This is a genomic window from Actinomadura physcomitrii, assembly GCF_008923205.2.
Lineage (GTDB): Bacteria > Actinomycetota > Actinomycetes > Streptosporangiales > Streptosporangiaceae > Spirillospora > Spirillospora physcomitrii.
On the sequence record NZ_WBMS02000008.1, the window covers coordinates 90,728 to 105,228 of the forward strand.

Sequence of the window (14,501 nt, forward strand, 5' to 3'; positions counted from 1 at the left end):
GGGTCGCGGGCTGAACGGGACGCTAGGTCGACGAAGGGGTCACGGGAGGGTGAGGATTTCGTGGCCGTCCTCGGTCACCAGCAGCGTGTGCTCGAACTGCGCGGTGCGCCTGCGGTCCTTGGTGACCACGGTCCATCCGTCGTCCCAGATGTCGTAGTCGTAGGTGCCGAGGGTCAGCATCGGCTCGACGGTGAACGTCATGCCCGGCTCGATGACCGTCGTGGCGTTCGGGTCGTCGTAGTGCGGGACGACCAGGCCCGAGTGGAACGTGGTGCCGATGCCGTGCCCGGTGAAGTCGCGGACGACGCCGTACCCGAACCGCTTGGCGTAGGACTCGATGACCCGCCCGATCACGTTCAGCGCCCGCCCCGGCTTGACCGCCTTGATGCCCCGCATCGTCGCCTCGCGGGTGCGCTCCACCAGCAGCCGCGACTCCTCGTCCACGTCGCCGCACAGGAACGTCGCGTCGGTGTCGCCGTGCACGCCGTCGATGTACGCGGTGATGTCGACGTTGATGATGTCGCCGTCGCGCAGCACGGTGTCGTCGGGGATGCCGTGGCAGATGACCTCGTTGATCGAGGTGCACAGCGACTTCGGGAAGCCGCGGTAGCCGAGGGTGGACGGGTAGGCGCCGTGGTCGAGCATGAACTCGTGGCCGATGCGGTCCAGCTCGTCGGTGGTGACGCCGGGCCGGACGTGCTTGCCGACCTCCTCCAGCGCCTGCGCGGCGATCCTGCCCGCGACCCGCATCCGCTCGATGATCTCGGGTGTCTTGACGTCCGGCTCGCCGGTCTTCGGCCGCTTCTTCCCGACGTACTCCGGGCGCGGGATCTGCGCCGGGACCTTGCGCATGGGGGAGACGTTGCCGGGACGGAGAAGCTGGGTCGTCATAGTGATGGAGTGTAGTCAGCGGGATCCGGGCAACGAATCCCGCCGAGCGTCGGATCGGAAGGAGCGCCGATGGCCGGTGACGACGGTGACTGGTGGTTCTGCCTGAAGCACATGAAGGTCGAGCACGGGGCCGGCTGCCCCAGCAAGGACCGGATGGGCCCGTACCCGACCGAGAGCGCCGCCGCGGGCGCGCTGGCGCTGGCCCGCGAGCGCAACGAGGCCTGGCGCAAGGACGACGGCGAGGACCAGTAGTGGATTGGTAGGGCGCTAGTCCACCGTCGGGCCGGTCACCGCCTCCAGCAGCCGGGCGAGACGGGATCGCAGGCCGCGGGCGCCGCGCGCGGGCTCCTCGCCCGCCGCGGCGCTCACCAGGTGCTGCGCGCCGTCGAACGACAGCAGCGCCTCCTCCGCCGGGACGGTCAGCGCCTCGTGCGCCAGCCCCTCCAGCTCGCGGTCGCCGCCGTCCAGGGCGAGGATCGTGGCGCCGACGCGGCGCGCGTCGTCGACCCGCTCGAGCAGCGGGACGGGCGCCTCGTCCTCGGCGACGACGAACAGCGTCTCGCCGCGGCGCGCCTCCTCCAGCCGGGACAGCCCGATGCTCAGGTGCGGGGGCGCGTCCGGCGGCGGCGACCAGCGCACCAGCGTGGGCGCGAGGCCCGGGGCGTCGCCGAGCCGCGACTCGTCGTCCAGGTGCGCGGCGAGGTGCCACGGGTCGCCGCCGGGCGTGCCGACCAGCAGCAGCCCGCCGGGGGTGCGGGAGGTGACCCGCAGGGCGCGGCCGAAGTCCCGGGTGCGCTCCAGCCAGCCGGTGGCGGACAGCACCTCGCGCAACATCACGATCTGCTCGGCGTCCACGGCACCATGGTGCCGCACGGGGCGCGGGCGGCACGCCGGTTTCGCGCGAGCCGGGAGGGCGCCGCGAAGCGGCCGCAGGGCCGCCTGGCAGACTCGGCCGCATGACTGAGCAGCAGCAGAAGACTCCCTACGACCTCCCCGACGTGAGCGGCCTCACCATCGGCATCCTCGGCGGCACCGGGGACCAGGGCAAGGGCCTCGCGCGCCGGTTCGCGCTGGCGGGCCACCGCGTGGTCATCGGCTCGCGCAAGGCGGAGCGGGCGCAGCAGGCCGCCGACGACCTGGGCGCGGACCTGCCCGTGTCGGGCGCGGAGAACGAGGCCGCCGCGAGCGGCGCGGACGTGGTGGTCGTCGCGGTGCCGTGGGACGGCCACAAGGCGCTGCTGGAGTCGCTGCGCGAGGTGCTCGCCGGCAAGATCGTCGTGGACTGCGTCAACCCGCTCGGCTTCGAGAAGGGCAAGGGCGCGTTCGCGCTCCCGGTCGAGGAGGGCAGCGCCGCCGAGCAGGCCGCGTCCGTGCTGGCGGAGAGCCGGGTCGTCGCCGCGTTCCACCACGTGTCCGCCAAGCTGCTGCTGGACCCCGAGGTGGACGAGATGGAGCTGGACGTCCTCGTCCTCGGCAACGACCGCGAGGCGACGGACCTGGTGCAGGCGCTCGCCGGGCGCATCCCCGGCATGCGCGGCGTCTACGGCGGACGGCTGCACAACGCGGGGCAGGTCGAGGCGTTCACCGCGAACCTCATCTCGATGAACCGCCGCTACAAGGCCCACGCGGGCCTGCGCATCACCGACGTGTGACGGCCGCCGGCGCCGTTCGCCCGGGCTCGTTCCCGCCGACGGGGGCGAGCCCGTCGCGTTGAGCTGCCGTCTCGACATTTCCGGCCAACGACGGAACGAAATCTTGGAGACATCCGACCAGGCGGCGCGCGGCCCGCGCGGTTAGCGTGCGGGTGGGGGGACGCGTTCAGGTTCGGCGGGCGGACGGGGTGAAGGGCTGTGCTCGCCTACATAACGCGGCGCTTTCTCAGCGCCGCCGTCATGCTGCTGCTGGTCACGCTGGTGACGTTCGGCACGTTCTTCTGGCTGCCGAAGCTGGCGGGGCAGACCACCGACCAGATCGCCGCGTCGTACGCGGGACGGGCCTCGACGGTCGAGGCGATCGAGGCGACGAAACAGCGGCTCGGCCTCGACCAGCCGGTCCTCGTCCAGTACTGGCACTACCTGAAGGCGATCGCGGTCGGCCGGGACTACGACGCGGGCCCGGTCACCGACCACTGCCCGGCGCCGTGCCTGGGCTACTCGTTCCGCAGCAGCCAGCCGGTACTGGGGACGCTCCTCGACCGGGCGCCCGCGACCGCGTCGCTGGCGGCGGGCGCCGCTCTCCTGTGGCTCACCGGCGGCATCCTCACCGGTGTGGTGTCGGCGCTGCGCAAGGGGTCGCTGTGGGACCGCGCGACCATGATCATCGCGTTGAGCGGGGTGTCGCTGCCGATCTACTTCACCGGCCTGGTCTCGCTCGCCCTGTTCTCCTACACCTGGCGGGTCCTGCCCGGCGGCGGCAGCTACCGGCCGCTCACCGACGACCCGGGGATGTGGTTCCGGTCGCTGGTGCTCCCTTGGGTGACGCTGGCGTTCCTCTACGCGGCCATGTACGCGCGGCTCACCAGGGCGGGGATGCTCGAGATGATGAACGAGGACTTCGTCCGCACCGCCCGCGTGAAGGGGCTGCCGGAGGCGGTCGTCGTCACCAAGCACGCGCTGCGGGCGTGCATGACGCCGATCGTCACCGTGTTCGGCCTCGACCTCGGCCTCCTGCTGGGCGGCGCGGTGCTGACCGAGAACACCTTCAGCATTCCCGGCCTGGGCGAGCTCGCGATCACTTCCATCCAGAGCGGCGACCTGCCGATGGTGCTGGGCGTCACGCTGCTCACCGCGGTCTCGGTGGTGCTCTTCAACCTGGTCGTCGACCTGCTCTACGCCGTCATCGACCCGCGGGTGCGGCTCGGCTGAACGGGATGGGGCGTGGCGCGTTCCGGCCAGGAAGGCGACAATGGCGGGAGCGGTAGCCGACCGCGGCGCGTCCAAGTGCTGACGTTGGGGCATGGACGAGACGGGCGGGCGCGGCGCGCGGCGGCGCTCACCGTGGGCCTTGTGGCGGCGAACCCGCCGCGCCGGCTCCGGCGCCGCCTATGATCGGCATGCGACAGGGCAGGTGAAGATGAGGCAGAACCGGTCCGCGGACCCGTGGAGCACGTTCCTGGCCCCTCCGGGGCGGGCCGCCGGGTCCGGGGTGCCGGCCGCGCCGGACGCCCCGGGGGCGCCGCACGCGCGCGGCGACGCGGGCGAGGCGAGCACGGCGAGCCAGGGGAGCGAAGCCCTCGGCGACGTCTACGGCCGGGTGCTCGACCAGCTGCGGTCCGCGGACGGGCCGCTGTCGCTGGCGGAGATCCGGCACGCGACCGGGCTCGGGCTGCTGGAGGTGGCGGGCGCGGTGGAGCGGCTGCGCGACCGGGGGCTGGTCTCGATCGAGCGGGAGATCGACGAGGTCGTCCGGCTGATCGGGCGGTGATCGGGACCGGATGGTCGGATACCTCGTCGCGGTCTCGCTGAGCTGCCTGGTCGGCGTCGCCGAGCTGGTCAGCCGGTACCGGGACCGTCCCACCACGCTGGTCCGGGTGCCGAGCACCTGGGCGTACGTGCTGATCAACGGGGGAGCGGGCGCCGGGTCGCTGCTGCTCCTGCACACCTTCGGCTGGCGGTTCGGGGTGGCGTCGGCGGACATGGCCTCGGCGACGCAGGTGCTCGTCGCGAGCCTCGGCTCGATGATGGTGTTCCGCAGCGCGGTCTTCACCGTCCGGGTGGGGGACGAGGACGTCGCGGTCGGGCCGAGCACGCTGCTGACCTCGCTGCTGGCCGCCGCGGACCGGGGCGTCGACCGGATGCAGGCCAAGACCCGCGCGCAGGAGGCGGGCGAGATCATGCGCGGCGTCTCGTTCGCCAAGTCGCGGCTGGCGCTGCCGGCCTACTGCCTCGCGCTGCTGCAGAACGTCCCCGCCGACGACCAGGCGGACCTGCGCACCGCGGTGGACGCGCTCGCCGGCAGCGAGATGACCGACGGGCAGATGGCGCTCAACCTGGGGCTGCTGCTGATGAACGTGGCGGGCCCGGACGTGCTGCGCTCGGCCGTCGACACGCTGCGGGACGAGATCATGGCGGACGTGCCGCCGCGCGTCCCGGCGCAGCGCGACGGGCAGGCGCGGGCGGGCGGCGACGGCGAGCCGCACGCGGAGATGGCCCGCTCGAACCCGGACCGGTGACCCTGCAGGTGACGCGGGACGCCCGTGCGGCCGCGCCGGGCGAGACGCGGCCGCACGGGCGGCGCCCCGCCACCGGGGCGGGCCGGTGACGGGGCCGGGAGTGGTCGGGCGGGCGCCGTCGCCCGTCAGCCGCGGGGACGGATGACGGCGCCGGGGCCGGTCACTTGTAGGAGTGCTCGGGCGCCGGGTAGACGCCGCTGACGACCTCTTCGGCGTAGCTGCGGGCCGCGTCGCCGAGGACGGTGCCGATGTCGGCGAACTTCTTGACGAACTTCGCGGTGTGCGGCGTGAGGCCGGCCATGTCCTGCCAGACGAGCACCTGCGCGTCGGTCCGGCCGCCGCCGCCGATGCCGATGGTCGGGATGGACAGCGACGAGGTGACGCGGGCGGCGAGCTCCTCGGGGACGCATTCGAGCACGAGGGAGAACGCGCCGGCGGCCTCGAGGGCCTTGGCGTCGGCCATCAGCTCCTCGCCGGCCTGGCCGCGGCCCTGCACCCGGTAGCCGCCGAAGACGTTGACGGACTGCGGGGTGAGGCCGAGGTGGCCCATCACGGGGATGCCGGCGGAGACCATCGCCTCGACCTGCGGCAGGATGCGCCGGCCGCCCTCCACCTTGACCGCGTGCGCGCCGGTCTCCTTGAGGAACCGGGTGGCGGCGGCGAGGGCCTCGGGGACGCCGGTCTGGTACGAGCCGAACGGCAGGTCGGCGACCACCATCGCGCGCTTGGAGCCGCGGACGACGGCGGCGGCGAGCGGGATGAGGTCGTCGACGGTGACCGGGATCGTCGAGTCGTAGCCGTAGACGACCATGGCGGCGGAGTCGCCGACGAGGAGCACGGGGATGCCGGCCTCGTCGAAGATGCGCGCCGTGAGGGCGTCGTAGGCGGTGAGCATCGGCCACTTCTCGTGCCGCTCCTTGGCGGCCGCGATGTCGCGGACGGTGACCCTTCGCCCGCCGGTACCGCCGTAGAGTGCGGTCGGCTGTGCGGGCGGCGCTACAGAAGAAGACATGCAGAACCTCCGGTCTTGAGGCGCCACGGTGGCGTACCCAGACGGATCCGATGGTGCCACTTCGAAAACGATTCGGGTAGCCCCCGCGATTCCCGGATCTTCCGGGCGCCCGGCCGGAACAAATTACGAAACGCTACGGTTGCGTATCGATGCGACGCGGCGTACGCTCCTTACGAAACGAGACGTACCCGTATCGCATTCCCTCCGTCCATGATCCAAGGAGCGCTGTGGACTCCCAGACCGTCCAGCGGCGCCGGTGGTACATCCTCGGCGTGCTGACCGTGAGCCTGCTGGTGGTGGTGCTCGACAACACCATCCTCAACGTCGCGCTCAAGACCATCGCCGACCCCGTCAAGGGCCTCGGCGCCACCCAGAGCCAGCTCGAGTGGTCGATCAACTCCTACACGCTGGTCTTCGCCGGGCTGCTGTTCACCTTCGGCGTGATCGGCGACCGCATCGGCCGCAAGCGCGTGCTGATGGGCGGCATGGCCGTGTTCGCCCTCGCCTCGCTGGCGTCGGCGTACGCCCAGTCGCCCGACCAGCTCATCTACGCCCGCGCCCTGATGGGCCTCGGCGGCGCCGCGATCATGCCGCAGACGCTGTCGATCATCTCCAACGTGTTCGAGCCGCACGAGCGCGCCCGCGCCATCGGCATCTGGGCCGGCGCCGTCGGCCTCGGCGTCGCCATCGGCCCCCTCACCGGCGGCCTGCTGCTCGCCCACTTCTGGTGGGGCTCGGTCTTCCTCATCAACGTGCCGGTCATCGCCGCCGGCGTCACGCTGATGGCCTTCCTGGTGCCCGAGTCGCGCAACCCCAACCCCGGACGCCTCGACCCGGTCGGCGTCCTGCTGTCGGTCGTCGGCCTCGTCGTGCTGTCGTACGGCATCATCCAGGGCGGTGACAAGGGCGAATGGCTGACCCTCGGCACCGTCGGCCCGATCCTCGCCGGCCTCGCCGTGCTCGCCCTGTTCGTCTGGCACGAGGCCCGCACCGCCTCGCCCGCCTTCGACGTCCGGCTGTTCAAGGACCCGCGCATGTCGGCCGCCGTCGCGTCCATCGCGCTGTGCTTCTTCGCCGCCACCGGCGTGTTCTTCTTCACCAGCTTCTACATGCAGTCCGTGCGGGGGCTCAGCGCGCTGGAGTCCGGCGCGATGGTGCTGCCCTTCGCCACCGCCCAGCTGATCTTCTCCCCGCGCAGCGCGTCGCTGGTCCGCCGGTTCGGCGCCAAGGCCGTGTGCACGTCCGGACTGCTGGCGGTCACCGTCGCGCTGGCGAGCTACCAGTTCGTCGGCACGGACACCCCGATGTGGATCCTCGGCGTGATCTTCTTCGTGCAGGGCGCCGGCATGGCCAACGTGATGCCGCCCGCCACCGAGTCGGTCATGTCCGCGCTGCCGCGCGAGAAGGCCGGCGCCGGATCGGCCGTCAACAACGTCGCCCGGCAGGTCGCGGTCGCGATGGGCGTCGCCGTCCTCGGCTCCGTCGTCGCCTCCGTCTACCGCGGCGACCTGCACGACCGGCTCGCCGCGCTGCCCGCCGGCGCCCGGCAGGCCGCCGGCGAGTCCATCGAGGGCGCGCACGCCGTCGCCGCCCGGATGGGCGCCGCCGGCCACGGCCTGGTCGGCCCCGCCGACACCGCGTTCGTGCACGCCATGCACACCGCGTCGATCGCCGCGGCCGTCGTGTCCTTCCTCGGCGCCCTCGTCGTGCTGAAGTGGATGCCCGGACGCTCCGCCGCTCCCGCCGCGCAGAACCAGGCGGCTCCCGAACCGGAGAAGGCCCGCGTGTGAGAACGTGAGCATGCCATGAACGACACGACGACGAGCCGCGCCCCGGGACGTCCGCGCAGCGAGCGGGCCGAGAAGGCCATCATCGAGGCCACCCTCGACCTGCTCGCCGCGGAGTCCGGGGTCGCCGGCCTCTCCATCGAGGCGGTCGCCGCCCGGGCCGGCGTCGGCAAGACGACGATCTACCGGCGCTGGCCCAGCAAGGAGGCGCTGATCGTGGGCGCGCTCGGCGCGGCGAAGGGCGAGCTGCCCGCGCCGTCCGGCGCGTCCGCCCGCGAGGACCTCCTGGAGATCGCGCGGACCCTCGCCGCCGAACGCCAGAAGCGCTACTCGCGCTGCTTCTGGAACGTGGTCGGCGGCGCCGAGAAGCACCCCGAGCTGTACGCCCGCTACAAGCAGGACGTCATCGAGCCGCGCCGCGCCGTCATCCGCGAGGTGCTGCGGCGCGGCATCGAGACCGGGGAGCTGCGCGCCGACCTCGACGTCGAGGCCGGCATCTCGATGCTGACCGGGTCGCTGTCCACCAAGAACCCGCAGGAGAGCTTCCCGGAGGGCTACCCGGAGACCGTCGTGGACCTCCTCATGACCGGGATCGGCGCCCCGTCCTGACCGGATCCGGCGGGGCCGGCGGGCGCCGCGGAGCCCCGTATCCATGGGAGATATCGCCTGCGGACCCGCATTTCGCACGCTTTTCGGGGCAGTAACCGTGATCTTCTCCCGCCGATCACGCGTCATGCCCCATACTGTCGCTGGGTAGTGCTAAGACGACCGGCTGTCTGGAGCGCGTCAGGTGAGATCCGTCATGGCGCCGCGAGGCGATGCGCCCGCCACCGATTCGGCGTCCCGGACCCTGGTCCTGGGCATCGACGGGGGACGGCGGATCGTCCAGTGCGGACCCAACAGCGCGGCCGTCATCGGCCGCGCTCCGCAGGAGGTGATCGGCCGCGCCGCCGCCGACCTCGTCGCCGACGAGGCCAAGGCCGAGCTGGAGACGCTGCTGGAGGCCCTGGCCGCCGGGCAGGAGCGCACCGCCGTGCTCGCCGTCCCGCGCGGCGACGGCGGCCCGTCGCCCGACGCCGTCGTCACCGCCCAGCCGATGCTCGGCGGCGAGACCGGCACCGGGCCCGCCGGCCTGCTGTACGTGCGGGTGCCGCTGCCGCCCAGCGAGCGCTACCAGGACCCGGCGCTCATGCGCCGCGCCCTCATGGACGACCAGCTCACCCGGTTCGGCGCGTCCCTCGACCTCGACCAGTCCGCCCGCGGCCTCGTCGACGTCGTCGTCCCGCACTACTGCAACGCCGCGTCCGTGCTGGTGCTGGAGAGCCTCGTCGCCGCCGACGAGGTGCACAGCGAGTCCGGCTCCGCCGTGCTGCGCCGCATCGCCGTCACCTCCGACGACGGCAACCCCGGCTGGGGCGCCACGTTCCCCGTCGGCGAGGTCCTCGTCTTCCCCGAGGGCACCCCCTACCGCCAGGTGATGGAGACCGCCCAGCCGGTCCACCTGCCGCACATCGACGCCGCCGCCGCCGGCGCCATCGGCAGCAAGTGGCGCCGCCGCCCCGCCGGAGACCTGCTCAGCGGCGTGTCCATGGTGCTGCTGCCGATGATCGCCCGCGACACCCTGCTCGGCTTCATCGCCTGCACCCGCATCCCCGGCTTCCGCAAGTTCGACGCCTACGACGTCGAGATCGGCATGGAGTTCGCCGCCCGCGCCGCCATCGTCATCGACAACGCCCGGCAGTTCAGCCGCGAGCGCTCCACCGCGCTCGCCCTGCAGCGCAGCCTGCTGCCGCTGCGGCTGTCCGCGCCGTCCTCGGTCGAGGTCCGGCACCGCTACCTGCCCGGCAGCAAGCTCGTCGAGGTCGGCGGCGACTGGTACGAGTCGATCGCGCTGCCCGGCGCCCGCGTCGCGCTCATCGTCGGCGACGTCGCCGGGCACGGCGTCCGCGCCGCCGTCACCATGGGCCGGCTGCGCACCGCCCTGCACACCCTCGCCAACCTCGAACTGCCGCCCGCCGACGCCCTGCACGTCATGCACGAGCTGATGATCGAGCTCGGCGAGCAGGAACCGCACTTCGCCACCTGCGTGTACGCGGTCTACGACGCCACCACCGGCACCATCGAGATCGCCTCCGCCGGGCACCTGCCGCCGCTGCTGGCGAGCCCGTCCGGCGACACCGAGTACCTCACCGTCCCGCCCGCGCCGCCGCTCGGCGTCGCCGGCGGCGCCGCCATCGAGAGCCGCGAGTTCACCGTCGAGGACGGCAGCCTGTTCGTCATCTACACCGACGGCCTCGTCGAGAACCGCGGCCGCGACATCGACGACGGCCTCGCCCGCCTCAAGGGCATCTTCGGCCCCGGCGCCGCCGACAGCCCGATGGAGGACCTCGCCAAGGCCACCCTCGCCGGCGTCTACGCCGACCAGCACCGCGACGACATCGCCGTCCTCATCGCCCGGCTGCGCCGCATCCCGCAGGACCGGTTCGTCTCCTGGACGCTGCCCGCCGACCCCGCCGCCGTCCGCCGCGCCCGCGGCCTCGTCCGCACCCGGCTGGAGGAATGGGGCCTGGACGAGCTGGACTACACCACCGAACTGCTCGCGTCCGAGCTCATCACCAACGCGCTGCGCTACGCCCCCGGCCCGATCGAGCTGCGCCTGCTCTTCGAGCGCACGCTCGTGTGCGAGGTTCTGGACCGGTCCGCCGCGCTGCCCCGGCTGCGCCGCGCCGAGGACGACGACGAGAACGGCCGCGGCCTCCTCGTCGTCAGCCAGCTCGCGCACCGCTGGGGCACCCGCCGCACCGCCGCCGGCAAGGTCGTCTGGTGCGAGCAGATCGTCCCCGGCATCGACCCCGACCCGGTCGACCTCGACTCCAGCTGGCCCGGCGAAAGCCACCACCGAGAGTAATCCACGCTTTCCGCCGAGCACACCCTGCGGGCAGCGAGGACAAGGGTTCCAGCGGGCAGGGTTGACCGGACCCCGGGGGGCTTGAACCTCAGCCACCGGTCACGGGCGGGCACGCGGAGCGAGTGCAGCGAGCGGAGCGGGCCCGCCCGTCGACCCGCCCGCCGGGGGGGCCCGGGGGGGGTTGGCCCGCGCGGGGCGCGGGCCCGCCCGTCGACCGACAGGCTGTTTCGCCGCGGAGCGCCAGCGGAGCGGGAAACAGCCTGTCGGTCGTGACGGGGGTTCCAGGGGGTCGTCCCCCTGGGGCAACACCGTGACGGGGGTTCCAGGGGTCGTCCCCCTGGGAAAACACAGCCCCCTGGGCTAACACAGCTCGCGCCAGCGGGTGGTGATGGGGAGGCGGCGGTCGCGGCCGAAGTTCTTCGGGGTGATCTTGGGGCCGGGCGGGTACTGGCGGCGCTTGTACTCGGCGAGGTCGACGAGGCGGATGACGCGGTCGGCGAGGGCGGGGTCGTGGCCGGCGGCGACGAGGGCGTCGCGGCCCATGTCGCGCTCGACGTAGTCGGCGAGGAGCGGGTCGAGGACGGCGTAGTCGGGGAGGCTGTCGCTGTCGCGCTGGCCGGGACGCAGTTCGGCGGACGGCTCCTTGTCGATGATCGCCTGCGGGATCGGTTCCTGCGCGAACGGGTGCAGGAACGGCAGGTCGACGCCGGCCTGGGTGTTGCGCCAGCGGGCGAGGTCCCACACGGTGGTCTTGAAGACGTCCTTGATGGGGCCGAAGCCGCCGGCGGAGTCGCCGTAGAGGGTGGAGTAGCCGGTGGCCAGCTCGCTCTTGTTGCCGCCGGTCAGGACGAGGTGGCCGTGCTCGTTGGACAGGCCCATCCAGACGTTCGCGCGGATGCGGGCCTGGAGGTTCTCGGCGGCGAGGCCGTGCAGGTCCAGTTCGGCCTCGAACGCCTCGACCATCCCGGCGATCGGGACGATCCGGGAGCTGATCCCCTGGCGTTTGACGAGGTCCTCGGCGTCGGTGACGGAGCCTTCGGAGGAGTAGCGGCTCGGCAGGAGGACGGCGTGCACGTTCTCGGGGCCGAGGGCGTCGGAGGCGATGGTGGCGACGAGGGCGGAGTCGATGCCGCCGGACAGGCCGAGGATGACCGAGCGGAAGCCGTTCTTGCGGACGTAGTCGCGGGTGCCGAGGACGAGCGCGGCGTAGATCTCGGCGAGGTCGTCGAGGGGGTCGGCGACGGTCTGCGGCTCGACGGGGTAGGCGGGCAGCGGGTCGGGGGTCAGGGTGAGCCGGTCGACGGTGATGGTGGTGCCGTCGCCGGCGTCGGCGGGGGCGCGGCCCGGTCCGGCGGCGGGGTCGGCGGCGGGCAGCGCGAGGTCGGCGACGAGGAGGTGCTCGACGAACTGGGGCGCGCGGGCGAGCGGGGAGCCGTCCGCGGCGACGATGACGGAGTCGCCGTCGAAGACGAGCTCGTCCTGGCCGCCGACCATGTTGACGTAGGCGAGCGCGCAGCCGGCCTCGCGGGCGCGGACGGCGCACAGGTCGAGGCGGACGTCGTCCTTGTTGCGCTCGTAGGGGGAGGCGTTGAGGACGAGCAGCAGCCCGGCGCCGGCCGCGCCGGCGACGCCGACGGGGCCGCCGTCCTGCCAGAGGTCCTCGCAGATGGCGGTGGCGACGTCGACGCCGTGGACGCGGACGACGGGGAGCCGGTCGCCGCGCACGAAGATGCGGTACTCGTCGAACACCCCGTAGTTGGGGAGGTGGTGCTTGGCGGAGCGGACGAGCACCTCGCCGCCGTGCAGCCACGCGGCGGCGTTCAGCGGCAGGCCGGACGGCTGCCCGGCGCGGACGAGGCCGACGGGCGGGCGGTCGAGGTGGCCGGTGACGACGGGGAGGTCGCCGAGGCCTTCGGCGGCGAGCCGGGCGGCGACGCGTTCGAGGGCGCGCCGGGACGCCTCGACGAAGGAGGCGCGCAGGGCGAGGTCCTCGACCGGGTAGCCGGTGAGCATCATCTCGGGGAACGCGACCAGGTGGGCGCCCGCGCCGGCGGCGCGCGCGGCCCATTCCACGATCAGGTCGGCGTTGCCGTCGAGGTCGCCGACGGTCGGGTTCACCTGCGCGAGCGCGATCCTGAGCTGTGCCACGGTCCCAGCCTAGTTCGGCGCACGCAGTCTCGTCACTATGACGAAAAGGTGGCCTCGATCACGGCCGCGCGCCGCCGCCGGATCGCCGGGGCGAGCGCGAGCTGCCCGGCGGCGGCGCCGAGCGCCAGGCCCGCGCAGCTCAGCCAGAGCAGCGCCGGGCCGCCGGCGCCGAGCAGCTGGGTGCCGCCGAGCGGCGCGAGCAGGAACCCGCCGGACCACGCCATCCCGTTGAGGCCGCTGTAGCGGCCGCGCAGGTGCGGCGGCGCGAGGTCGGCGACGACGGCCTGCAGCACGGACGCGGCGGTGATCTCGCCGAGCGTCCACACCAGGATGGTCGCGGTGAAGCCGGCCGTCGAGGACGCCAGGGCGGTCAGCCCGTAGCCGGCGCCGACCAGCGTGAACCCGGCCACCATGACCGGCCTGGTCACCGGCCACCGCATGGGCCGCCGTGTCCTCTACACCCGCACCCCCGCCGGCGACGCCCTCGTCGCCTCAGCGGAGTGAGGCGAGGGCGTCCAGGCGGAGCTGGGACGGCGCGGCGGACTCGTAGCGGCCGGACTCGGCGAGCCAGTCCATGTGGGCGCGCGGGACGTCCAGCAGGACCTTGACGACCTGCGCGGCGGCGGCGCGCTGCGCGACCGTCAGCTGCAGCCGGTCGAGCATCTCCGGCAGCCGGCGGGCCGCCTGCCACGCCTGCTCCAGCCGCGCCCCGATCTTGTCGACGACCAGGGCGGATGCCTGCTCCGGGGCCAGCCGGTGCGCCGCCGCGAGGACGGCCGGCAGGCCGTGCACGTCGCCCCGGGCGGACTCCATCTCGTGCGAGGCGAGGTCGTTGGACCAGGCGACGACGTCCGCGACGCTCTCGGCCACCGTCAGCCAGCGGGGCGTGCGCAGCAGCCGCGCGGGCAGCTCGACGCCGAGCACCGGCTCGACGAGGTCGTACAGGAACGGCCCGCAGGCCCGGCGGCGCAGCGCCGGGTACTCCGCCGGCGTCGGGACGTGCCGGATGCGCCGGTTGACGGCCTCCTCGGCGCAGCCGTCGCGGTGCGCCTCGAGCTGCAGGATGAACCGGCGCCGCCAGTCGCGGCTCATGCCCTTGGACGTGTCCTGCCAGAGCTCGACCAGCGCGGACTCCAGCGGGCGGGCGCCGGGCCTGGCGTGGCCGCGGCGCATCGCGCGCAGCAGGTCGTCGTACAGCGCGTGCACGGCGCTGCCGCTGTCGGCGAGCGGCGGATGGTCGAGGGTGTCGTCCAGCGCGAGCGCCCAGGTGAGCCAGCGCGCGAACAGGTCGACGGCGGCCAGGTCCGCGTCCGGGAAGACGCGGGCGGCCAGTCGCTCGCAGCGGGCGCGGCCGAGCGGCGAGGTGTCCGGATCTCCGAGCACCAGGCCGCGGCCGCGCGCCCAGGCCTCCACCTGCGCGCCCAGCTGCCAGGACTCCGGGTGCATGGCCGACGGGGCGGCCAGCGCGGCGGCCCGGTCGGTCATCGAGAGTAGAAGAGAGATGTCCACGACACGGCCCACGCTAATGATCAACGTCCGGCCGGACCATGATCGCAACGTCAATTCTCGGGAAACGCCGGGCGG

14 protein-coding genes are annotated in these 14,501 nt (G+C 73.4%); 8 read left to right on the forward strand and 6 right to left on the reverse strand.

What is annotated here, in order from left to right:
- Nucleotides 1–39: 39 nt before the first annotated feature.
- Nucleotides 40–891 carry a type I methionyl aminopeptidase gene (gene map, locus F8568_RS12245; RefSeq protein ID WP_151593655.1) on the reverse strand — a complete coding sequence of 284 codons (852 nt, stop codon included), beginning with the start codon at nucleotides 889–891 and terminating at the stop codon, nucleotides 40–42.
- Nucleotides 892–960: 69 nt separating this feature from the next.
- Here map and F8568_RS12250 point away from each other — a divergent pair, with 69 nt between their 5' ends.
- The gene (locus tag F8568_RS12250) at nucleotides 961–1,143 is read left to right on the forward strand and encodes a hypothetical protein (RefSeq protein WP_151593656.1); all 183 of its coding nucleotides are present in this window, start codon (nucleotides 961–963) and stop codon (nucleotides 1,141–1,143) included.
- Between the two features lie 15 nt (nucleotides 1,144–1,158).
- On the opposite strand, the gene F8568_RS12255 is transcribed toward F8568_RS12250, so the two are convergent.
- Nucleotides 1,159–1,725 (reverse strand): hypothetical protein, encoded by a 567-nt coding sequence (locus F8568_RS12255; RefSeq protein WP_151593803.1) that lies wholly within the window; start codon nucleotides 1,723–1,725, stop codon nucleotides 1,159–1,161.
- A 122-nt stretch (nucleotides 1,726–1,847) separates the two neighbouring features.
- Between F8568_RS12255 and npdG the strand changes: the two genes are divergently transcribed.
- The 4 genes from npdG (at nucleotide 1,848) to F8568_RS12275 (ending at nucleotide 5,062) form a co-directional block, all read left to right on the forward strand.
- Nucleotides 1,848–2,543, forward strand: a complete 696-nt coding sequence (gene npdG, locus F8568_RS12260) for an NADPH-dependent F420 reductase (protein ID WP_151593657.1) — start codon at nucleotides 1,848–1,850, stop codon at nucleotides 2,541–2,543.
- 198 nt (nucleotides 2,544–2,741) lie between these two features.
- Nucleotides 2,742–3,755, forward strand: a complete 1,014-nt coding sequence (locus F8568_RS12265; RefSeq protein WP_151593658.1) for an ABC transporter permease — start codon at nucleotides 2,742–2,744, stop codon at nucleotides 3,753–3,755.
- Nucleotides 3,756–3,963: 208 nt separating this feature from the next.
- Entirely contained in the window at nucleotides 3,964–4,314 is a 351-nt protein-coding gene (locus F8568_RS12270) for a phenylalanine--tRNA ligase subunit alpha (RefSeq protein ID WP_151593659.1), read from the forward strand.
- Nucleotides 4,315–4,324: 10 nt separating this feature from the next.
- Complete coding sequence (locus F8568_RS12275; RefSeq protein WP_236008680.1) at nucleotides 4,325–5,062, forward strand: hypothetical protein; 738 nt, start codon at nucleotides 4,325–4,327, stop codon at nucleotides 5,060–5,062.
- A gap of 160 nt (nucleotides 5,063–5,222) precedes the next feature.
- Here F8568_RS12275 and panB read toward each other — a convergent pair whose 3' ends face one another.
- Nucleotides 5,223–6,074: a 3-methyl-2-oxobutanoate hydroxymethyltransferase gene (gene panB, locus F8568_RS12280; RefSeq protein WP_151593660.1), complete on the reverse strand. Its 852-nt coding sequence runs from the start codon at nucleotides 6,072–6,074 to the stop codon at nucleotides 5,223–5,225.
- 227 nt (nucleotides 6,075–6,301) lie between these two features.
- Between panB and F8568_RS12285 the strand changes: the two genes are divergently transcribed.
- From F8568_RS12285 to F8568_RS12295, 3 genes are all read left to right on the forward strand, one after another.
- Nucleotides 6,302–7,864, forward strand: coding sequence for an MFS transporter (locus F8568_RS12285; protein ID WP_328600836.1), 1,563 nt, complete (start codon nucleotides 6,302–6,304; stop codon nucleotides 7,862–7,864).
- A gap of 15 nt (nucleotides 7,865–7,879) precedes the next feature.
- The gene (locus F8568_RS12290; protein WP_151593662.1) at nucleotides 7,880–8,470 is read left to right on the forward strand and encodes a TetR/AcrR family transcriptional regulator; all 591 of its coding nucleotides are present in this window, start codon (nucleotides 7,880–7,882) and stop codon (nucleotides 8,468–8,470) included.
- A gap of 193 nt (nucleotides 8,471–8,663) precedes the next feature.
- Nucleotides 8,664–10,769 carry a SpoIIE family protein phosphatase gene (locus tag F8568_RS12295; protein ID WP_151593663.1) on the forward strand — a complete coding sequence of 702 codons (2,106 nt, stop codon included), beginning with the start codon at nucleotides 8,664–8,666 and terminating at the stop codon, nucleotides 10,767–10,769.
- Nucleotides 10,770–11,129: 360 nt separating this feature from the next.
- Here F8568_RS12295 and F8568_RS12300 read toward each other — a convergent pair whose 3' ends face one another.
- The 3 genes from F8568_RS12300 to F8568_RS12310 all read right to left on the reverse strand — a co-directional run bounded on the left by F8568_RS12300 (nucleotide 11,130) and on the right by F8568_RS12310 (nucleotide 14,402).
- On the reverse strand, nucleotides 11,130–12,917 hold the full coding sequence (locus F8568_RS12300) for an NAD+ synthase (protein WP_151593664.1): 1,788 nt from the start codon (nucleotides 12,915–12,917) through the stop codon (nucleotides 11,130–11,132).
- A 35-nt stretch (nucleotides 12,918–12,952) separates the two neighbouring features.
- The gene (locus tag F8568_RS12305) at nucleotides 12,953–13,330 is read right to left on the reverse strand and encodes an MFS transporter (protein ID WP_160573597.1); all 378 of its coding nucleotides are present in this window, start codon (nucleotides 13,328–13,330) and stop codon (nucleotides 12,953–12,955) included.
- Between the two features lie 79 nt (nucleotides 13,331–13,409).
- Nucleotides 13,410–14,402, reverse strand: a complete 993-nt coding sequence (locus F8568_RS12310) for a terpene synthase family protein (protein ID WP_202124839.1) — start codon at nucleotides 14,400–14,402, stop codon at nucleotides 13,410–13,412.
- Between the last annotated feature and the right edge of the window lie 99 nt (nucleotides 14,403–14,501).